This window comes from Streptomyces sp. NPDC026062, from assembly GCF_055568375.1.
The window spans coordinates 1-18,540 of sequence record NZ_JBVHOQ010000036.1 but is presented as its reverse complement, the minus strand read 5'-3'; the positions used below and the strand labels follow the sequence as shown (position 1 = coordinate 18,540).

Here is an 18,540-nt window from a genome sequence, read left to right as displayed (position 1 = left end):
TTCGTGTGTGTGGCGCACCCCGGTGGCAACCCCGGGGTGCGCCCGCGTATCCAGCGGATCGACGGAACACGGAATGAGGCAGCATGAGCGCGACGCACACCCCCTCGGCGAGGACCCTGGAGGGGCGCACCGCCGTCGTCACCGGTGCGGGGGCGGGGCTCGGCCGCGCCGAGGCACTGGCACTCGCGGCGCTCGGCGCCCATGTGGTGGTGAACGACATCGGTCCGGCGGCCGACGACGTGGCCGCGGAGATCAAGTCCCTGGGCGCGGAGGCCGTGGCGGTGACCGGCGACGTCGGCGACTGGTCCATGGGTGACCGGCTGGTGGAGGCCGCCGTGGAGAGTTTCGGCAGTCTGGACATCGTCGTCAACAACGCGGGCGTCCTCCGCGACAAGATGCTGTTCAACCTCACCGAGTCCGACTGGGACGACGTCCTGCGCATCCACCTCAAGGGGCACGCGGCCGTCTCCCGCGCCGCGGCCGTGCACTGGCGCGCGGCGAGCAAGGCTTCCGGCGGACCGGTCTACGGCCGTGTCATCAACACCTCGTCCGAGGCCTTCCTCTTCGGCTCGCCGGGCCAGCCCAACTACTCCGCCGCCAAGGCGGGCATCACCGCGCTGACGCTCGCCACCTCGCAGGGCCTGGCCCGCTACGGCGTACGCGCCAACGCGATCTGCCCCCGGGCCCGCACCGCCATGACGGCCGAGGCCTTCGGCGAGGGCGCGACCACGCCCGGCGGCCTCGACATCATGGCTCCCGAGCGCGTCGCCACCCTGGTCGGACATCTGGCCTCACCGGCCGCCGACGAGATCAACGGGCAGGTCTTCGTGGTCTACGGCGACATGGTCGCGCTGCTCGCCCCGCCCACCGTGGAAAAGAAGTTCACCGCAGCGGACGGCACCTTCACCCCGGCGGAGCTCGACGAACAGCTGACGGGCTACTTCCGGGGCCGCGACCCGCACCGGACCTACGCGGCCTACAGCGTCGCCGGACTCGACACGACGGGGACGCAGCAGCCCCGCTGAACCGACGAGCTGCCCCGGCCGGCCCCGCCGGCCGGGGTCAGCCGGCGTCCGGCCCCGGGGCGAGCAGGAGATGGCACGCCATCCGCAGGTCCGCGTCGGCCTCCCGAGGGGTCAGCCGCTCGTTGAGCCGCGACTGCAGCACCCCGTACCAGAGCAGGACCAGCAGCCGCAGACGCGTGACGTGGTGGTCCGTGGGCTCCTCCACGCCCCAGGCCCGCGCCAGCAGATCGATGAACCCCGAGTCGATCCGTGCCAGGTCCGGGACGGTCGAGGCGCGGGCCGCGTTCGCCGACTGGATCATCGCGGTGGCGAGAGCCGGCCTGCGCAGCAGATTGCGTGTGGCGCTGCCCAGCGTCTCGAAGACGGCGTCCTCGGGCAGGGTGTCCGCCGGGCGCTCGGGCACCCGCGCCGCGAACCCCTCGATCTGGTCGGCCATCAGCGCGGTGAACAGATGGGTCTTCGACGGGAAGTACCGGTACAGGGTGGCGATGGCGACCCCCGCGGACTTCGCGACCTCCTGCATCTGCACCCGCTCGAGACCCGTCGTGGCGGCCATGTCCGCCGCCACCTTCAGGATGCTCTGACGGCGTGCGCGCTGCCGGGGCGATGTGGGTTCGGCCCCTGCCCTGGCCTCGGCGATTCTGGGCACGCTCTCCCTCCCGGAGCTCGGTGGTGTCTACAGCTGCTCAGACAATACGCCGGGCCCGGCCACCCGTCAGGCGCGCTCGCCCCGCACACCGCCCGGCGGGGTCGGTGCCTCGCCGTACCGCTCAGCGGGACCGGCCCCGCCGGCGTCCGTCCCGAAAAGGTCTGCTGGGGCCGCACACCACCGAGCGGCAGGAAGGGCACGCCCATGCGGGACGGCCGGCAGGACTGGGACGCCACCCACGACGTGATCGTCGTCGGATCCGGGGCGGGAGCGATGACCGGGGCCCTGGTGGCCGCCGGTGAAGGCCTCGACACCGTGGTACTCGAACGGACGGAGCTGCTCGGCGGCACCTCCGCCTACTCCGGAGCCGCCTGCTGGCTGCCCGGCACCCAGGTGCAGGAGCGCGCCGGGCTCGGTGACTCCACCGAAGCGGCCCGCGCCTACCTGCGGGCTCTCACCGGCGACCTCGAAGCGCCGCGCGGGGAGGCCTTCCTGCGGCACGCCCCCGAACTGGTGGCCCGGCTCGAACGGGACCCGGCCATCGAGTTCGAGTGGCGGGCCTTCCCTGACTACGTCGCCGCCCCCGGCCGGATGGACGCCGGCCGCTCCTTCGTCCCGCTGGACCTGGCGCCGGAGCTGCTCGGCGAACTCCTGCCCCTGGTACGTCCGGCGGTCGACCGGGACCGCGCGGGCCAGGGCCACCCCGACGGGGCACCCCTGAGCGCGGGCCGGGCCCTGATCGGCCGCCTCCTGCTCGCGGCCGTCCGCACCGGCAACGCGGCCGTGCGCACCGGGCACCACGTCACCGGTCTCGTCACCGGGGACGGCCGGGTCACCGGAGTGGAGGCACGCACACCGCACGGCACCGTCCGGATACGGGCGAGGCGCGGCGTGCTGCTGGCCGCGGGCGGCTTCGAGGGCGACGGCGAACTGCGCACCGAGCACGGGGTGCCCGGCGGGGCTGCCTGGACCATGGCGCCCCGCGGCACCAACACCGGAGAGCTGCTCGGCGCGGCCGTCGCGGCCGGTGCCGCCACCGGGCTCATGGACGAGGCCTGGTGGTGCCCGGGGACCGAACTCCCGGACGGTTCGGCCGCGTTCACCCTCGGCCTGCGCGGCGGCCTGGTCGTGGACGGCTCGGGACGGCGGTTCGCCAACGAGTCGCTGCCGTACGACCGTATGGGACGCGCCATCGCCGCAGCCGGGGGCTCGGACACAGCCGTCCACCTGATCTTCGACTCCCGTGAGGGCGGCGCCCTGCCCGCCATCACGGTGCCTCCCGCCGACCCGGCGGACTGCCTGGCCGCCGGTACCTGGGTGCGCGCGGACACGCTGCCGGAACTCGCCGGACTCATCGGCGTTCCGGCCGCCGCCCTCGCGGACACCGTCGGCCGGTTCAACGGCTTCGCGGCCGAGGGGACCGACGCGGACCACCACCGGGGGGAGGATCCGTACGACCTGTTCTTCGCCAGGGCCGAGAACGCCCCCGGCCCCAACCCGTGCCTGGTCCCGCTCGACCGGCCGCCCTACTACGCGGCCCGCCTCGTCCTCGCCGACCTCGGCACCAAGGGCGGGCTGCGCACGGACGCCGACGCCCGCGTCCTGGACACCGAAGGCCGCCCGCTGACCGGTCTGTACGCCGCGGGGAACACCAGCGCGTCCTTCACCGGCGGCGTCTATCCCGGCCCCGGCGTCCCCATCGGCACCGCCATGGTCTTCGCCTCCCTGGCGGTCCGGCACCTGGCGGGGCTGCCCGGCACCACCACCTGACCCGGCCCGTCCCGGGCGTCCCGGCCAGTGGGATGCCCGGGACACACCCCATGAACAGCGCTCTACGGTCGCGGCACCGCGCCGGCCAGGACAAGAGAGGCACCTTCGATGACCGACAAGAACGTGTACGGACCCTGGGCGGTCGTCGCCGGAGGGTCCGAGGGGGTCGGCGCCTCGTTCGCCGGCCAGCTCGCCGACGCCGGGATCAACCTGGTGCTCATCGCCCGCAAGCCCGGCCCCCTGGACGAGACGGCCGAGAAGGCGCGCGCCAAGGGCGTGGAGGTCCGCACACTCGAACTCGACCTGCTCGACCCCGGGGCCCTGGCCGCCGTCCGCGCGGTCACCGACGGTCTTGAGGTCGGCCTGCTGATCTTCAACGCGGGAGCCAACAGCTACGGCCACGAGTTCGTCACCGGCGAACTGGACCGCGTCCAGGGCGTCCTGGATCTCAACATCACCGCGCAGCTCGCCCTCACCCACCACTTCGGCGCCCTGATGAAGGAACGCGGCCGGGGCGGCATCATGCTGGTCGGATCGCTCTCCGGATACCTGGGCCAGGCGCAGATCAGCGTCTACTCGGCGGCCAAGGCCTTCAGCCGGGTCTTCGCCGAGGGCCTGTGGCTGGAACTGCGGCCGCACGGCGTGCACGTCCTGGAACTCGTCCTCGGTGTGACCCGGACCCCCGCCATGGAACGCGCCGGGCTCCGGATGGACCTGCCCGGACTGCGCGTCGCCGAGCCGGACGACGTCGCCAGGGAGGGGCTGGAACACCTCGCCGACGGACCTGTCCTGGTCGCCGGAGGCAATGCCGGGGCGGCGGAGAAGCGCAGTGGGTTCCCCCGCGCCGAACTGGCTCTCGCCGCCCACGAGGCGTCGAGGAAGATGCTGCCGCCCTCCTCCTGACCGCACTTCGGGTATCAGCCCGAGCCGACCGTCCGTCCCCCTTCCGGAGAGCAGATGAGCGAGACCGAGCACCCCCTCACGATCCCCGGCGCCCTCGACCTCGCCGCGAGCCGGAACCCCGGCGGGGAAGCCGTCGTGGACGGTGACGTACGGCTGACCTGGAGCCATCTGCGCGACCTGGTGCGAGCGGCCGTGAAGTCGCTCGTCGCGCTCGGCACGCAGCCCGGCGACCGGATCGCCGTATGGGCGCCCAACAGCCACCGATGGGCCGTCGCCGCGCTCGCCGTCACATCGGCGGGTGGGGTGCTGGTCCCCGTCAACACCCGCTACCGGGGCGCCGAGGCGCGTCTGCTCCTGCGACGCAGCGGTGCGCGGCTGCTGTTCATCGAGAACGGCTTCCTCGGCAAGGACTACCTGTCCATGCTGACCACCGGGGACGGCGGAGCGCCGGAGCCTCGGCCGGCCGCGCTGGAACACGTGGTGACCCTTGACGCCGCCACCACGCCCGCCACCCTGGGCTGGGAGGAGTTCATCCGGCACGGTGCGCGCCTGCCCGAGGCCGAGGCCACCGCACGCAGCGCCGCCGTACGCCCCGACGACCCCTGCGACCTGCTCTTCACCTCGGGCACCACCGGCCGCCCCAAGGGCGCTCTGACCACCCACCGGCAGAACCTCGCCACCTACTGGGCCTGGAGCGGCCGGACCGGAGTCACGGGCGAGGACCGCTACCTCGTCATCAACCCGATGTTCCACTGCTTCGGCTACAAGGCCGGCGTACTGGCCTGCCTGCTGCGGGGCGCCACGATGGTGCTCCAGCCGGTGTTCGACGTGGACCGGGCCCTGCGCGCCGTCGAGTCCGAGCGGATCACCGTGCTGCCCGGCCCGCCCACTATCTACACGGAACTGCTGGACGCGCCCCGCCGGGAACTCTTCGACCTGTCCTCGCTGCGGCTGGCGGTCACCGGCGCGGCCGTCGTCCCGGTGGCCCTCGTCCGGCGGATGCGCGCCGAGCTCTTCCCCGAGGTGCTCACCGCGTACGGACTGACCGAGACCTGCGGCACCGTCACCGTGTGCTCGGCGGGCGACGACGCCGAGACCGTCGCGCTGACCGCAGGCCGTCCGATCGACGGCACCGAGGTGCTCGTCGCCGACGGCGGCCGGAACCCGCTGCCCGCCGGACAGGACGGCCGGATCCTGGTACGCGGCTACCACGTGATGCACGGCTACCTGGACGATCCGGAGGCCACCGCCGCGGCGGTCGACGCCGACGGCTGGCTGGACACCGGAGACATCGGCCACCTCGACACCCGGGGCAACCTGGTCATCACCGGACGCTCCAAGGAGATGTTCGTGGTCGGCGGGTTCAACGTCTATCCGGCCGAGGTCGAGCAGGTGCTCGCCGGTCACGACGCCGTCGCCGAGGCCGCCGTCGTCGGGATCCCGGACGCGCGCCTGGGCGAGGTCGGACGCGCGTACGTGACGCTCCGGCCCGGCAGCGCGACGGAGCCGGGCCGGCTCATCGGCTACTGCCGGGACCGGCTCGCCAATTTCAAGGTCCCCCGCGAAGTCGTGGTCCTGGGGACCCTTCCGCGCAACGCCACCGGAAAGGTGGACAAGACCGCCCTGCGGACGGTCTGACCGACACGCCTCACCGGACGACAAAGGTAGGGAGACGGACTGTGGGCAACGAGGTTCTGGAATCGGTACGCGCCCTGCTGCCGGCCATCGAGAAGCGGGCCGAGACCACGGACGAGGCGCGGCGCATCCCGGACGCCACGATCCGTGAGCTGGCCGGGGCCGGTGTGTTCCGGATGCTCCAGCCGGCCAGGTTCGGCGGGCTGGAGGGAGATCCGGTCCACTTCTACGAGGTGGTGCGGGAGATCTCCGCGGTGTGCTGCTCCACCGGCTGGGTGACGTCCGTCCTGGGCGTCCACCCCTGGCAGCTCGGTCTGTTCCCCGAGAAGGCGCAGCAGGATGTGTGGGGGGAGGACCAGGACACGCGCATCTCCTCGTCGTACGCCCCCGTGGGACGGCTCACCCCCGTGGACGGCGGCTACGAGCTGTCCGGCCGGTGGAGCTTCTCCTCGGGGTGCGAGCACGCCTCGTGGGCGCTGCTCGGCGCCCTCGTCGTCGGGGCGCAGGGACGGCCGGTGGACTTCCTCACCGTCCTGGTGCCCCGGTCCGACTACCGCATCGAGGACATGTGGGACGTGGTCGGGCTCCGCGGCACCGCCAGCAACGACGTGGTCGTCGAGACGGCCTTCGTGCCCGCCCACCGGGTGCTCCGCAACTACGAACAGGCACGGCTGAAGGTCCCGGGACAGCTGGTCAACCCGGGGCCGCTGTACCGGCTGCCGTTCGGCGCGATCTTCACCAGCGCCGTCACCGCACCGGTGATCGGGGCCGTCTTCGGCGGCTACGCGTCGTATGTGTCGCGGATGAAGGAGAGGGTACGGCTGAGCCTGGGCGGCGGCAGCTTCGCCGAGGATCCGTTCGCCCAGGTCGCCATCGCGCGCGCCGCGTCCGACATCGACGCGACCGTGCTCCAGATGGACCGGAACCTGCGCGAGCTGTCCGAACTCGCCGCCGCCGGACGGGAGATACCCATGGAGCTGCGCCTGCGTACCCGGCGTGACCAGGTCCGGGGCACCGAACGGGCCGTCGCCGCGATCGACCTGCTCTTCAAGACCGCCGGTGGCAACGCGCTGCGGCGCGGCAACCCCGTCGAGCGCGCCTGGCGCGACGCCCACGCGGGCAGCGTCCACGTCGCCAACGACGTGGAACGCGCGCTCGCCATGTACGGCCGGGGCGCCTTCGGCCTGACGGTCGAGGACAACCTGGTCTGAGCGCACATCGGAGGTCCCGGACCCCTGGGACGGATTCCAGGGGTCCGGGACCTCTGCCGTGCGCTCAGGCCGGCCCGCCCGCCGATCGTGCGGCGAGGTAGCGGGCCGGGAACTCCCCGCCCCCGTGCACCGCCAGATCCGCCCCGTTGACGTATCCGGACAGCTCCCCGGCGAGGAAGAGACAGGCGCGGGCGACGTCGTCGGGCACCGCCATCCGCGCCATCGGGATGACGCCCGCCACCGCCGCCCCGCCGTCCTCCCCGTAGACCGACGCCGCGCTCTCGGTGCGGATCAGCCCCGTGGTGATGTGGTTGACCCGGACCGAGGGGGCCCACTCCAGGGCGAGCGCCTTGGTGAGGGCCAGCAGCCCGGCCTTGGCGGCCGTGTAGGCGGCGGTGCCGGGCTGCGGGTCCTGGCCGGAGACGCTGCCGATGTTGATGACCGAACCGCCGCCGTCCTGGGCCCGCATGACGCGGTGGGCCGCCTGGGCCACATAGAACGGCGCGAGCAGGTTGAGCGCGACGATCTTCTCCACGAAACGCGGCGAGACGGTGGCCGCGTCGGCGTCCGGGGAGCCGCCCGCGTTGTTGACGAGCACATCGAGGCGGCCGAAGCGCTCCACCGCCGCGTCCACCAGCAGGGAGGACGCCGCCGCGTCGCGTACGTCCGCGGGGACGAAGACCGCTTCCCGGCCCCCGGCCGAGGGCAGCGTGTCCGGGGTGGTGCGGCCACAGACGACCACGTCCGCCCCGGCGCCGAGAAACGCCCCGGCGATGGCGGCACCGATGCCCTTGGTGCCGCCGGTGACCAGCACCACGCGGCCCGTGAAGTCCAACGGGTTCTCGATATTCATGCGTTGTACGTCCTTCTCCTTCTGCTGGAACGCGTTCACCGGGTGGCCAGGCCGATCCCGGCGGCGAGCCGCTCCCGGTGGCGGGCGGGTGCTCCGAACAGCTCGCCCGACCCGTGCGCCCGCTTGAAGTAGCGGTGCGCGTCGTGCTCCCAGGTGATGCCGATCCCGCCGTGCAGCTGGATCATCTCGCCGGCCACCGCCGAGAAGGCCTCGGAGCAGACGGACTTCGCGACGGCGGCGGCCCTCGGCAGCGCGTCCGGGTCCTCGTCGGCGGCGAACGCGGCCCCGAGCGCGGCCGACCGGGCCGACTCCACCAGGACGTAGGCGTCCGCCAGCCGGTGCTTGACGGCCTGGAACGAGCCGATGGGACGCCCGAACTGGACGCGGTTCCTGGCGTATTCGACGGTGAGCTCCAGACAGCGCTCGGCCGCTCCCACCTGCTCCGCGGCGAGCGCCGCGCACGCCAGGTCCCGCACGTGCTCCAGATACCGGCCGCCGTCGCCGTCCACGCCCAGCAGCCGTCCCTCGGCCCCGCCCAGCACCCATCGCGCCTGGGCCCGGGTCCCGTCCATGGTCACGACGGGTTCCCGGCGCACCCCGGCGCCGCCGGGCGCCACCTCGAAGAGCGACACCCCGTGGGCGGTCCGGGCCGCGACGAGCAGGACATCCGTACCGGGCCAGTCCAGTACGTGTTCCTTGGTGCCGGTGATCAGATGGCCGCCACCGGGGATGGGCACCGCTTCGGCGCATATCGCGGCCTGGTCCCAGGAGCCCTGCTCGGCCCAGGCCAGGGTGCCCACCGAGGTGCCCTCGGCGATTCCCGGCAGCAGTCTTCCGCCTGCCTCCTTGTCACCGGAGGCGAGCAGCGCCCCCGCCGTGAGTACGGCCGAGCCCAGGCACGGCAGCGGGCTCAGGCTCCGGCCCAGCTCCTCCATCAGGACATGGACGTCGCGGGCGCCGCCGCCCGCACCGCCGTACGCCTCGGGCACGGCCAGCCCGGCCGCCCCGATCTGCTCGGTCAACGGTGCCCATGCATCCGCTTCCTGATGTTGCGTCAGTACCGACCTCACGGCCGAGCGCAGTTCTTCCTGTTCCCGGGTGAGTCTCATCGGGCCGCTCCCATGACACGGGCCCGGCAGGCGGCCGGGGTGCCCCAGGCGTCGCGCAGGGGCCGGGCCTTGCGGATCCACAGGGACAGGTCGAGTTCGTCGGTGTAGCCCACGGCGCCGTGCAGCTGAAGGGCCGTGCGCGACGCCGCGTAGGCGGCCTCGCCCGCCGTGACCTTGGCCGCGGCGATGTCGCGCCCCGCCCCCTCGTCGCCGGCGGCGAGCGCGAGCGCGGCGCCGTGCACCAGCGGCTCGGCGAACTCCAGGGCCAGCAGGGTGTCGGCCAGCCGGTGCTTGACGGCCTGGAAGGAGCCGATCGCAACGCCGAACTGGGTGCGCTGGGTGACGTATCGGACGGTGCGGGCCAGCAGGGTGCGGCCGACTCCGAGCGCCTGGGCCGCCGTGACGAGCGCGGCCACATCGGCCGCGTATCCGGCGGCTGCCGCCACCTCGGGGCCCTGGGCGAGGACCGCCCCGTCCACCGGCCGCGACAGCCGCCGTCCGGGGTCGGCCGAGGGCTGTGCCGGTCCCGGCCCGGCGGCGAGGCGCAACGTGTCGCCCTCGACCACGAACACCGTGTCCGCCGCTTCGGCGTCCAGGGCGTACGGGCCGAGGCTCGTCACACAGAGGGAGACGGCCGACTTCCCCGAGGCGATGGCGGGCAGCCGGTCCGCGGCGACGCGGTCGTCGCCGAGCCGGTCCAGCAGGGCGGCCGCGGCGACCGTCTCGACGAGCGGCCCCGGGACGGCGTGCCGTCCCAGGACCTCGAAGGCGAGGGCGAGTTCGAGGGGGAGCGGGCCCAGGCCCTCGTGCTTCTCCGGTACCGCGAGTGCGAACACCCCGGCCTCGGCCAGCCGGGCCCGGACGGCCCGTCCGGGGCCGAGGTCGCCGGCGGCCCAGGACCGCACGACGGCCGGGGTGTCGCAGGAGGTGAGCAGAGCGTCCAGGGAGCGGGTGAAGTCCCGCTGCTCGGCGTCCAGGAGGAAGCGCATCAGCGGCGTCCCTTCGGCAGGCCGAGCAGCCGCTCGGCGATGATGTCGCGCTGGATCTCGTTGGTGCCGGCATAGACGGGACCGGCCAGCGAGAAGGTGTAGCCCTCGGACCAGCTGCCGTGGTCCGGCGCTTCCCCGGCGTGGTCGGCGAGTTCGCCGTACGGGCCGAGCAGGTCGAGCGCCGTCTCGTGGAGGGCGATGTCCAGCTCGGACCAGTAGATCTTGTTGAGGCTGGAGGTGGGCCCGGCGGGTCCGCCGTCGCCGTACAGGACCTGGGAGGCACCCGCGTAGGAGAACAGCTGGTAGGCGCGGGCCCCGATCACCGCGTCCGCGACCCGGTCGCGCAGCGCCGTGTCCGCCGGGTCGCCGTGCTCCCGCCACAGGGTGGTCAGACGGTCCGCGGCGGCGGTGAAGCGACCCGGGCTGCGCAGCGTGAGACCCCGCTCGTTGCCCGTGGTGCTCATGGCGACCCGCCAGCCCTGGCCGGGCTCGCCGATGACGTCCTCGTCGGGTACGAACACCTCGTCCAGGAAGAGTTCGGCGAAGGCGGGCTTCCCGTCGAGCCGTCCGATGGGCCGCACGGTGACGCCCTCGGCGTCGAGCGGGAACATCAGATACGTGAGCCCCCGGTGCGGCCGGTCCGCGTCCGGGTCGCTGCGGAACAGGCCGAAGGCCCGGTCGGCGAACGCGGCCCGGGACGACCAGGTCTTCTGGCCGCTGATCAGCCAGCCGCCCTCGGTCCGTACGGCCGTCGACTTCAGCGAGGCCAGGTCGGAACCGGACTCCGGCTCCGACCAGGCCTGCGCCCAGATGACCTCACCGCGTGCCATCGTCGGCAGGATCCGGGCGCGCTGCCCGGCGGTGCCGTGCTCGAAGAGGGTCGGGGCCAGCAGACTGATGCCGTTCTGGCTGACCCGGCCGGGGGCCCCGGCCGCGTAGTACTCCTCCTCGAAGATCATCCAGCGCAGCAGCGAACTCCCGCGCCCGCCGAACTCCTCGGGCCAGGAGACCACCGACCAGCGGTCGGCGGACAGGACCGCCTCCCACTCCCGGTGGGCGGCGAAGCCTTCGGCGGTCTCCAGCGACGGAAGGGGAGCGGCCGGGGCGTGAGCGGCCAGCCATGCGCGTACCTCGGTACGGAACGCCTCGTCGGCCGCGTCGAAATCGAGGTCCATCAGGCGCCCGCCTTCTTCATCGCCCGGATGTCCATGCCGCCGAGCGCGTCCGGTGCGGTCTCGGCGTTGTGCGCGTGCGCCAGATGGTGCAGGCCGAACACGGAGTCCATCCCGGTGTGCATGCCCTGAAGGTCCTCGGCCTGGTTGACCGCACGCTTGGTCAGCGCCAGTCCCATGCGCGGCATCTCCGCGATGCGCAGGGCCAGTTCCTCCGTACGGGCGGTGAGTTCGTCCCGGGGGACGACCCGGTTGACCATGCCGACCTCGTACGCGCGCTGTGCGGTCATCCGGTCACCGGTGAAGAGGAATTCCTTGGCGATCCGGGGCGGCATCACCCAGGGATGGGCGAAGTACTCGACCCCGGGGATGCCCATCCGGACCACGGGATCGGCGAAGAAGGCGTCCTCCGAGGCCACGATCAGGTCGCACACCCAGGCCAGCATCAGACCGCCCGCCACACACGCGCCCTGCACGGAGGCGATGACCGGCTTGGGCAGCTCCCGCCAGCGGCGGCACATGCCCAGATACACCTCGGACTCGCGGGCGAAGCGGCTCTCGGCGCCGCTCTTGTCCGAGTGGTCCCACCAGAGTCCCGCCCGGCGTTCGAACGGCAGATGCGCGTCCCGCTCAGGGGTTCCGATGTCGTGGCCGGCGGAGAAGTGCTTGCCCGCCCCGGCCAGGACGACCGTCTTCACCTCGCTGTCGTCGGCCGCGCGGTAGAACGCCCGGTCCAGGGCGTAGGTCATCGCGGAGTTCTGCGCGTTGCGGTAACCGGGCCGGTTCATGGTCACCGTCGCGACCGGGCCCCGCTTCTCGTAGCGCACCGGTTCGTCATGGGCAGCGGACATCGGCCCCTCCTTCCCTAACAAGTGTTTGGTAGATTAACGTACCCCCATGAGCAGCGTCGAGGAGTTCCGCACCGAGATCCGCGGCTGGCTGGCCGCCCACCTCACCGGCTCGTTCGCGGGCCTGCGAGGCCGCGGCGGACCCGGACGTGAACACGAGGCCTTCGCCGAACGCCTCGCCTGGGAACGGCACATGGCCGCAGAGGGCTGGACCTGCGTGGGCTGGCCGAAGGAGTACGGGGGCCGGGGCGCGACCATCGAGCAGCAGGTCGCCTTTCACGAGGAGTACGCCCTGGCCGACGCCCCCGCCCGGGTCAACCACATCGGCGAGCAGCTGCTCGGCCCGACCCTGGTGGCCTTCGGCACACCCGAGCAGCGCGCCCGCTTCCTGCCGCCGATCGTCGCCGTCGAGGAGCTGTGGTGCCAGGGCTACAGCGAACCGGACGCCGGCTCCGACCTGGCGAACGTACGCACCAGGGCCGAGCGGGACGGCGAGGACTGGGTGGTCACCGGGCAGAAGATCTGGACATCACTCGCCCACGACGCCCAGTGGTGCTTCGTCGTCGCCCGCACCGAGTCGGGCTCCACCCGCCACGCGGGCCTGTCCTACCTCCTGGTCCCGCTCGACCAGCCGGGCGTGGAGATACGGCCGATCCAGCAGCTGACCGGCACCTCCGAGTTCAACGAGGTCTTCTTCGACGGAGCCCGCACCGGCGCCGCCCACCTCGTCGGTGAACCCGGCGACGGCTGGCGGGTGGCGATGGCCACGCTCGGCTTCGAACGCGGCGTCTCCACCCTCGGCCAGCAGGTCGGCTTCCGGCGCGAACTGGAGACCCTGATCGCCCTGGCCCGGCGCAACGGCGCCGCCGACGATCCGCTGATCCGCGACCGGCTCGCCCGCGCCTGGACGGGACTGGAGACCATCCGGTGCAACGCCCTGCGGATGCTCGACGGCGTGGCGGCCGGCGCGCCCGGCCCCGAGGCGTCCATCGGCAAGATCTTCTGGGCCACCTGGCACCGGGAACTCGGCGAACTCGCCATGAGCGTCCTGGGCGCCGGCGGGATGACGGCACCCGAGGGCCCCTACGAACTCGACGACTGGCAGCGGCTGTTCCTCTTCTCCCGCTCCGACACCATCTACGCCGGGTCCAACGAGATCCAGCGCAACATCATCGCCGAGCGCGTCCTCGGCCTGCCCAAGGAGATCCGCCCGTGACCCCGCAGCCGCCCTACGTACCGGGCCATTCCCTTCTCGCCGGACGCACCGCGGTGATCACCGCCGCGGCAGGCGCCGGCATCGGCGGAGCCACCGCCCGCAAGTTCCTGGAGGAAGGCGCCCGGATCGTCATCGGCGACGCCCACGAACGCCGCCTGAAGGAGAGCGCCGCCACCCTCGCACAGGAGTTCGGTGCGGACAACGTCGCCGCGCTTGCCTGCGACGTCACCGACCAGCGACAGGTCGACGCCCTGTTCGCGCTCGCCGCCGAACGCCACGACGGCCTCGACATCGTCGTCAACAACGCCGGACTCGGCGGCACCGCCGACCTCGTCGACATGAGCGACGACCAGTGGTCCAAGGTGCTCGACGTCACCCTGAACGGCACCTTCCGCTGCACCCGCACCGCCCTGCGCCACTTCAAGGACCGCGACAACGGCGGCATCGTCGTCAACAACGCCTCCGTCATCGGCTGGCGCGCCCAGCGCGGCCAGGCCCACTACGCCGCCGCGAAGGCCGGTGTCATGGCCCTCACCCGGTGCGCCGCGCTGGAGGCCGCCGACTTCGGCGTACGCGTCAACGCGGTCGCCCCGAGCCTGGCCATGCACCCGCACCTGGTGAAGGTCACCACCCCGGAACTCCTGGCCGAGCTCACCGAACGCGAGGCCTTCGGCCGGTACGCCGAACCCTGGGAGATCGCCAACGTCATCGTCTTCCTGGCCAGCGACTACTCCTCGTACATGACGGGGGAGACCGTCTCCGTCAGCAGCCAGAGGGCGTGAACGCGATCACCGGACACGCGAACGCCGAGCGCCGCGCCGAACTGCTGGCGACCGCCGCCGAGGTGTTCGCGGCCCAGGGCTACAACGCCACCACCGTCCGCCGCATCGCGGACGCCGCCGGGATGCTCGCGGGCAGCCTCTACTACCACTTCGATTCCAAGGAATCGATGCTCGACGAGATCCTTTCGGCCTTCCTGGACGAGCTGTGGACGGGATACGACACCGTCATCGCCGCCGGACTCGCACCCCGGGAGGCCATCGGGGCGCTCGTCACCCAGTCCTTCCGGCAGATAGACCGGCACGGCCCCGCAGTCGCCATCTACCAGCGGGAGTCCAGACACCTTGCAGCCCAGCCTCGATTCGCCTATCTCGCCGACTCCCAGCAGCAGTTCGAGAACGCCTGGCTGCGGACGCTGGAACGCGGCGTCGCCGAAGAGGCCTTCCGAGGCGATCTGGACGTCCGGCTGGTCTACCGGTTCGTCCGCGACACCGTCTGGGTGGCCGCCTCCTGGTACCGCCCCGACGGCGCCCACAGCCCGGAGGAGATCGCACGGCAGTACCTGTCCATGGTCCTCGAAGGCATCACCACGAACCCCTGATACACCCTCACATACGCGCAGAAGAAGGAGCAGTCATGGCCGAGGCCTACATCGTCGAAGCGGTCCGCACCCCGGTCGGCCGGCGCAAGGGCGGCCTGTCCGCCGTCCACCCCGCCGACCTCGGGGCCCATGTCATCAAGGCACTGGTCGAGCGCAGCGGTATCGACCCGGCCGCGGTGGAGGACGTCGTCTTCGGCTGCCTCGACACCGTCGGCCCGCAGGCCGGCGACATCGCCCGCACCGCCTGGCTCGCCGCGGGTCTGCCCGAGGAGGTGCCGGGCACCACCGTCGACCGCCAGTGCGGCTCCTCCCAGCAGGCCGTCCACTTCGCCGCCCAGGGCGTCATGTCCGGCACCCAGGACCTGGTCGTCGCGGGCGGCACCCAGAACATGTCGATGATCCCCATCGCCTACGCCAGCCGCCAGGCCGCCGAACCCCTGGGCCTCACCGACGGCCCGTACGCCGGCTCCGAGGGCTGGCGGGCCCGCTACGGCGACGCGCCCGTCAACCAGTTCCACGGCGCCGAACTCATCGCGGAGAAGTGGGGCATCACCCGCGAGGACATGGAGCACTTCGCACTCCGCTCGCACCAGCGGGCCCTGCGCGCCATCGACGAGGGCCGCTTCGACCGGGAGACCGTCGCCTACGGCGAGGTGACCGTGGACGAGGGGCCGCGCCGTGACACCTCCCTGGAGAAGATGGCGGGCCTCAAGCCGGTCGTCGAGGGCGGCCGGCTGACCGCCGGAGTCTCCTCGCAGGTCTCCGACGGCGCCTCGGCGCTGCTCATCGCCTCCGAGCGCGCCGTCGCCGAGCACGGGCTCACCCCCCGCGCCCGCGTCCACCACCTGTCGGTGCGCGGCGAGGACCCGATCCGGATGCTGTCGGCGCCCATCCCCGCGACGGCGTACGCGTTGAAGAAGGCTGGGATGTCCATCGACGACATGGACCTGGTCGAGATCAACGAGGCGTTCGCACCGGTCGTCCTCGCCTGGCTCAAGGAGACCGGAGCCGACCCGGAGAAGGTCAACGTCAACGGCGGCGCCATCGCGCTCGGCCACCCGCTGGGGGCCACCGGCACCAAGCTGATGACGACCCTGCTGCACGAACTGGAGCGCACCGGTGGCCGCTACGGTCTCCAGACCATGTGCGAGGGCGGCGGCCAGGCCAACGTGACCATCATCGAACGCCTCTGACGATTCCTGCGGCCGCCCGGACCGGCTCCGCTCCGCGGGGACGGTCCGGAGCGCGCCGCTGTCCCCTCGTGCCGCTGGCATCACCTGCACTTCTACGTTGCGCAGCTCACTTACCTCCAACAGCCGTTGCCACTGACCACGCATGACGTCCGCGTCGCCCACGGGATCGCGCAACGCCTCCTCCCCGATGATGAACGACAGCTCCGCCATCGGGTCCCGGCTCAGCAGCAACTGGCGTGCCGGCCTCGCCTCCGTGTGCTGATCCACGATCTCCTCGCTGAACGGCGGACAGTGCCCGGCGAACACCGCGCGTGCGTACGCCTCCGTCTGCAACAACCCCGGTACCAGCAGCGGATCGTACGAGAGGCGGCTCAGCACCTCCGCTTCGATGGCCGCGAAGTTGCGGAAGAACCGCGGGAGCTTCGCCCGGTCCACCTCGGGCTGGAGCACGTCCAGCACGCCTCCCGCGCCCACGGCCCCCTCGGCGGCCTCGGTGAACGCGGCCTTCGCCGGCCGACGCCTCTGTTCCACCGAGGCGACCTGCTCCGCCGAGTAGCCGATGGCGGCACCCGGTGTCGGCTGGGTCAACCCGGCCCGCTTGCGCAGGTGGGCGAGGAGGGTGCCGTAGGCCACCCACACGCCAGGCAGGTCATGTTCCTCCCTTACCCTCGCCTGCGCCGCACCGCCATTCTTCTTCCCCGGCACCGTCCCCACGCCCCTCTCCGGCACCGCTTCTCCTTCCGCCCGCCCGTCGTCCGCACGGTCATCGACTCGGCTTCGACGGAACAGGTTCAACGGGAGGGTGTGCCCCCGGACACGGCCGCGACCCGTACAGGAGCCGTACAAGACCCGTACAGCTATGTGCCGGTGCCGCTCGGAGCGTCCGTACCGCCCTTTCCCGTACGGTAGTTGTGCCTGGTCGCGACCGGTTAAGGCGTCCCAGGATGGCTCTCGTGAAGCAACAGGAAGACACCCGTGAAGCCGGAACTCCGCTCGGCGTACTGCGCCTTCAGCTCAGCACCACGCCGCGTGGTGCACGGCTGGCACGCACCCTCGCCGTGCAGCAGGTCATGGAGTGGAGCGGCGATCCGTACGACTCCGACACCGTCAGCGCGGTCGGCCTTATCACGGCCGAGCCGGCCGCCAACGCGAGTGCGCCATGAGGCGCTCTGTTGTATCCCCGGTTCAACCGGGAGGAACTGAAGGGAGGTTTCTGGGTCTGATGGCTCACCTGGATCCGAAAGGTGAAGGGGGACAGCAGCATGCCAGGAAATCAGCGATCACGTTCAGGTAGGGAAGTGATGCGTTGAGGGACCCGCGCGATATGGCGAGAGCTGTACTGCCTGAACCCCAATCTCCAAGGGATGAAATGGCTGGCATGCATCGGAAACACACCTGACACCGATGCCGCGCCCTGCGGTGGAGTGATTGCGTATCCATCGCAACCTTCGAGGCGCGGACTGATTCCCAGTGAGGGAATGCAAGGAGATGAGTGGGGCGCCTAAGCCGCGCTGGATACGTACAACAGAGACGAACATGGGATCACCTGAAGGGCGTGAGCCCCAAGGTGACGGAGGCCCCGTAGTAGTCGCAGGAGTAACGACCTGCCAAGGAGGACCGGGAAGCCGTCCGCAGGGCGAAAGGGCCAGGTGATCGGACATCACGATGCTGGGAGGTATGCGTAACGCAGAACGCCGAAACGGTGCTTGATGTCCTGCGTGAACGCGGCAGGCGGAACGCGGAACCTGCCGTGTGATGAACTGTATCGACAGCTGTTCAACCCGAACCTGTATCTACTGGCCTACGGGCGCATCTACGCCAACCATGGCGCGATGACACCCGGGGCCTGCGGGGAAACCGCGGACGGCATGTCCGAAGCCAAGACCGGGCGCATCGTCGAAGCCATGCGCCACGAGCGTTACCACTTCCGCCCGGTGCGGCGTGTCCATATTCAGAAATCCAACGGGAAAACGCGTCCGCTCGGTCTGCCGTCCTGGTCGGACAAACTTGTCGGCGAAGTGATCCGCTTTCTGTTAGCTGGACCACGAGGTCCTGCTGACCATCCTGTCGGAGAAGATCCACGACAACCGGTTCCTCCGCCTCATCCGACAGATGCTGAAGGCGGGATAGAGGATCCGCCAGTTCTTCAGGTTGACGGAACCGTGTTCGTCCTGAATGTGTCCGACGATGAGGAACGGAACTGATCCAGGCCCTTCTCGTTGACTGCTTTGGTTGATCGTTTGCGGGCGGCGGCAACCAGGGGCGAGCAGCCGCTCCGCACCGTTTGGGCCTGCGGCGGTGGGGCGCCGTCGCAGGCCGGGGCCCCTTCATCCTTGGAGTGTGCCAATTGCTTTCACTGAGCATTTTCAGTGTGGCCACTGATCAGGTGACGGGCCGGTGTGAGGTCGGGATGGGCAACGGACAGGGCCCCGTGCCGTTGAGGGAGGTGTTCGACGTCTCAACTCAGCAGCAATGGAGCCCTGTTGGTTCTCTATCCTGCCGCACTCGACCTGCCTCATGCGCTGGTCGAGTGGGTCACGATGCTCATCGTCACCCGTGAGGGTGACCGGCGGTGCAAACTTCCGC

The 18,540-nt window shown here is 71.6% G+C and carries 16 protein-coding genes and 3 pseudogenes; 12 read left to right on the top strand and 7 right to left on the bottom strand.

What is annotated here, in order from left to right:
* Positions 1-83: 83 nt before the first annotated feature.
* Complete coding sequence (locus ACZ4LX_RS28170) at positions 84-1,025, top strand: 3-oxoacyl-ACP reductase (protein ID WP_467649747.1); 942 nt, start codon at positions 84-86, stop codon at positions 1,023-1,025.
* A 37-nt stretch (positions 1,026-1,062) separates the two neighbouring features.
* On the opposite strand, the gene ACZ4LX_RS28165 is transcribed toward ACZ4LX_RS28170, so the two are convergent.
* Positions 1,063-1,674 (bottom strand): TetR/AcrR family transcriptional regulator, encoded by a 612-nt coding sequence (locus ACZ4LX_RS28165; RefSeq protein ID WP_467649746.1) that lies wholly within the window; start codon positions 1,672-1,674, stop codon positions 1,063-1,065.
* A 204-nt stretch (positions 1,675-1,878) separates the two neighbouring features.
* On the opposite strand from ACZ4LX_RS28165, the gene ACZ4LX_RS28160 reads away from it, so the two are divergent.
* From ACZ4LX_RS28160 to hsaA, 4 genes are all read left to right on the top strand, one after another.
* The gene (locus ACZ4LX_RS28160; protein ID WP_467649745.1) at positions 1,879-3,444 is read left to right on the top strand and encodes an FAD-dependent oxidoreductase; all 1,566 of its coding nucleotides are present in this window, start codon (positions 1,879-1,881) and stop codon (positions 3,442-3,444) included.
* A gap of 108 nt (positions 3,445-3,552) precedes the next feature.
* Positions 3,553-4,347, top strand: coding sequence for an SDR family NAD(P)-dependent oxidoreductase (locus tag ACZ4LX_RS28155; protein ID WP_467649744.1), 795 nt, complete (start codon positions 3,553-3,555; stop codon positions 4,345-4,347).
* A 54-nt stretch (positions 4,348-4,401) separates the two neighbouring features.
* Positions 4,402-5,985 (top strand): FadD3 family acyl-CoA ligase, encoded by a 1,584-nt coding sequence (locus tag ACZ4LX_RS28150; protein ID WP_467649742.1) that lies wholly within the window; start codon positions 4,402-4,404, stop codon positions 5,983-5,985.
* A gap of 41 nt (positions 5,986-6,026) precedes the next feature.
* Positions 6,027-7,193, top strand: a complete 1,167-nt coding sequence (hsaA, locus tag ACZ4LX_RS28145) for a 3-hydroxy-9,10-secoandrosta-1,3,5(10)-triene-9,17-dione monooxygenase oxygenase subunit (protein ID WP_467649741.1) — start codon at positions 6,027-6,029, stop codon at positions 7,191-7,193.
* A gap of 64 nt (positions 7,194-7,257) precedes the next feature.
* On the opposite strand, the gene ACZ4LX_RS28140 is transcribed toward hsaA, so the two are convergent.
* Genes ACZ4LX_RS28140 through ACZ4LX_RS28120 form a run of 5 tightly spaced genes read right to left on the bottom strand, consistent with a single transcriptional unit; the run spans position 7,258 to position 12,167 of the window.
* Entirely contained in the window at positions 7,258-8,046 is a 789-nt protein-coding gene (locus ACZ4LX_RS28140; RefSeq protein WP_467649740.1) for an SDR family oxidoreductase, read from the bottom strand.
* 35 nt (positions 8,047-8,081) lie between these two features.
* The gene (locus tag ACZ4LX_RS28135; protein ID WP_467649739.1) at positions 8,082-9,155 is read right to left on the bottom strand and encodes an acyl-CoA dehydrogenase family protein; all 1,074 of its coding nucleotides are present in this window, start codon (positions 9,153-9,155) and stop codon (positions 8,082-8,084) included.
* The gene (locus tag ACZ4LX_RS28130) at positions 9,152-10,144 is read right to left on the bottom strand and encodes an acyl-CoA dehydrogenase family protein (protein ID WP_467649738.1); all 993 of its coding nucleotides are present in this window, start codon (positions 10,142-10,144) and stop codon (positions 9,152-9,154) included. The genes ACZ4LX_RS28135 and ACZ4LX_RS28130 overlap by 4 nt, the downstream gene beginning before the upstream one ends.
* Positions 10,144-11,319 carry an acyl-CoA dehydrogenase family protein gene (locus tag ACZ4LX_RS28125; protein ID WP_467649737.1) on the bottom strand — a complete coding sequence of 392 codons (1,176 nt, stop codon included), beginning with the start codon at positions 11,317-11,319 and terminating at the stop codon, positions 10,144-10,146. The genes ACZ4LX_RS28130 and ACZ4LX_RS28125 overlap by 1 nt, the downstream gene beginning before the upstream one ends.
* Positions 11,319-12,167: an enoyl-CoA hydratase gene (locus ACZ4LX_RS28120; protein ID WP_467649736.1), complete on the bottom strand. Its 849-nt coding sequence runs from the start codon at positions 12,165-12,167 to the stop codon at positions 11,319-11,321. Before ACZ4LX_RS28120 ends, ACZ4LX_RS28125 begins: the two co-directional genes overlap by 1 nt.
* Before the next feature lie 46 nt (positions 12,168-12,213).
* On the opposite strand from ACZ4LX_RS28120, the gene ACZ4LX_RS28115 reads away from it, so the two are divergent.
* From ACZ4LX_RS28115 to ACZ4LX_RS28100, 4 genes are read left to right on the top strand one after another with little or no spacing between them, the layout of a single operon-like run.
* Positions 12,214-13,380 (top strand): acyl-CoA dehydrogenase family protein, encoded by a 1,167-nt coding sequence (locus tag ACZ4LX_RS28115; RefSeq protein ID WP_467649735.1) that lies wholly within the window; start codon positions 12,214-12,216, stop codon positions 13,378-13,380.
* Positions 13,377-14,162, top strand: coding sequence for an SDR family oxidoreductase (locus tag ACZ4LX_RS28110; RefSeq protein ID WP_467649734.1), 786 nt, complete (start codon positions 13,377-13,379; stop codon positions 14,160-14,162). The genes ACZ4LX_RS28115 and ACZ4LX_RS28110 overlap by 4 nt, the downstream gene beginning before the upstream one ends.
* Complete coding sequence (locus tag ACZ4LX_RS28105; protein ID WP_467649733.1) at positions 14,159-14,761, top strand: TetR/AcrR family transcriptional regulator; 603 nt, start codon at positions 14,159-14,161, stop codon at positions 14,759-14,761. Before ACZ4LX_RS28110 ends, ACZ4LX_RS28105 begins: the two co-directional genes overlap by 4 nt.
* Before the next feature lie 35 nt (positions 14,762-14,796).
* Complete coding sequence (locus ACZ4LX_RS28100) at positions 14,797-15,954, top strand: acetyl-CoA C-acetyltransferase (RefSeq protein ID WP_467649732.1); 1,158 nt, start codon at positions 14,797-14,799, stop codon at positions 15,952-15,954.
* Positions 15,955-16,062: 108 nt separating this feature from the next.
* On the opposite strand, the pseudogene ACZ4LX_RS28095 reads toward ACZ4LX_RS28100, so the two are convergent.
* Positions 16,063-16,332: pseudogene (locus ACZ4LX_RS28095) on the bottom strand (DUF5753 domain-containing protein); the annotation flags it as partial.
* Positions 16,333-16,907: 575 nt separating this feature from the next.
* On the opposite strand from ACZ4LX_RS28095, the gene ACZ4LX_RS28090 reads away from it, so the two are divergent.
* The 3 genes and pseudogenes from ACZ4LX_RS28090 to ACZ4LX_RS28080 form a co-directional block, all read left to right on the top strand.
* Complete coding sequence (locus tag ACZ4LX_RS28090; protein ID WP_467649731.1) at positions 16,908-17,117, top strand: hypothetical protein; 210 nt, start codon at positions 16,908-16,910, stop codon at positions 17,115-17,117.
* A gap of 539 nt (positions 17,118-17,656) precedes the next feature.
* Positions 17,657-18,081, top strand: a pseudogene (locus ACZ4LX_RS28085) (maturase); the annotation flags it as partial.
* 356 nt (positions 18,082-18,437) lie between these two features.
* Positions 18,438-18,540, top strand: a pseudogene (locus tag ACZ4LX_RS28080) (IS5/IS1182 family transposase); the annotation flags it as partial.

What these genes read in the sequence shown, in the direction of transcription:
- ACZ4LX_RS28135 (WP_467649739.1), bottom strand. Translation starts at nt 9,155, where the DNA reads ATGAGACTCACCCGGGAACAGGAAGAACTGCGCTCGGCCGTGAGGTCG.
- ACZ4LX_RS28130 (WP_467649738.1), bottom strand. Translation starts at nt 10,144, where the DNA reads ATGCGCTTCCTCCTGGACGCCGAGCAGCGGGACTTCACCCGCTCCCTG.
- ACZ4LX_RS28100 (WP_467649732.1), top strand. Translation starts at nt 14,797, where the DNA reads ATGGCCGAGGCCTACATCGTCGAAGCGGTCCGCACCCCGGTCGGCCGG.
- ACZ4LX_RS28155 (WP_467649744.1), top strand. Translation starts at nt 3,553, where the DNA reads ATGACCGACAAGAACGTGTACGGACCCTGGGCGGTCGTCGCCGGAGGG.
- ACZ4LX_RS28125 (WP_467649737.1), bottom strand. Translation starts at nt 11,319, where the DNA reads ATGGACCTCGATTTCGACGCGGCCGACGAGGCGTTCCGTACCGAGGTA.
- ACZ4LX_RS28115 (WP_467649735.1), top strand. Translation starts at nt 12,214, where the DNA reads ATGAGCAGCGTCGAGGAGTTCCGCACCGAGATCCGCGGCTGGCTGGCC.
- ACZ4LX_RS28160 (WP_467649745.1), top strand. Translation starts at nt 1,879, where the DNA reads ATGCGGGACGGCCGGCAGGACTGGGACGCCACCCACGACGTGATCGTC.
- ACZ4LX_RS28140 (WP_467649740.1), bottom strand. Translation starts at nt 8,046, where the DNA reads ATGAATATCGAGAACCCGTTGGACTTCACGGGCCGCGTGGTGCTGGTC.
- ACZ4LX_RS28120 (WP_467649736.1), bottom strand. Translation starts at nt 12,167, where the DNA reads ATGTCCGCTGCCCATGACGAACCGGTGCGCTACGAGAAGCGGGGCCCG.
- ACZ4LX_RS28170 (WP_467649747.1), top strand. Translation starts at nt 84, where the DNA reads ATGAGCGCGACGCACACCCCCTCGGCGAGGACCCTGGAGGGGCGCACC.
- ACZ4LX_RS28150 (WP_467649742.1), top strand. Translation starts at nt 4,402, where the DNA reads ATGAGCGAGACCGAGCACCCCCTCACGATCCCCGGCGCCCTCGACCTC.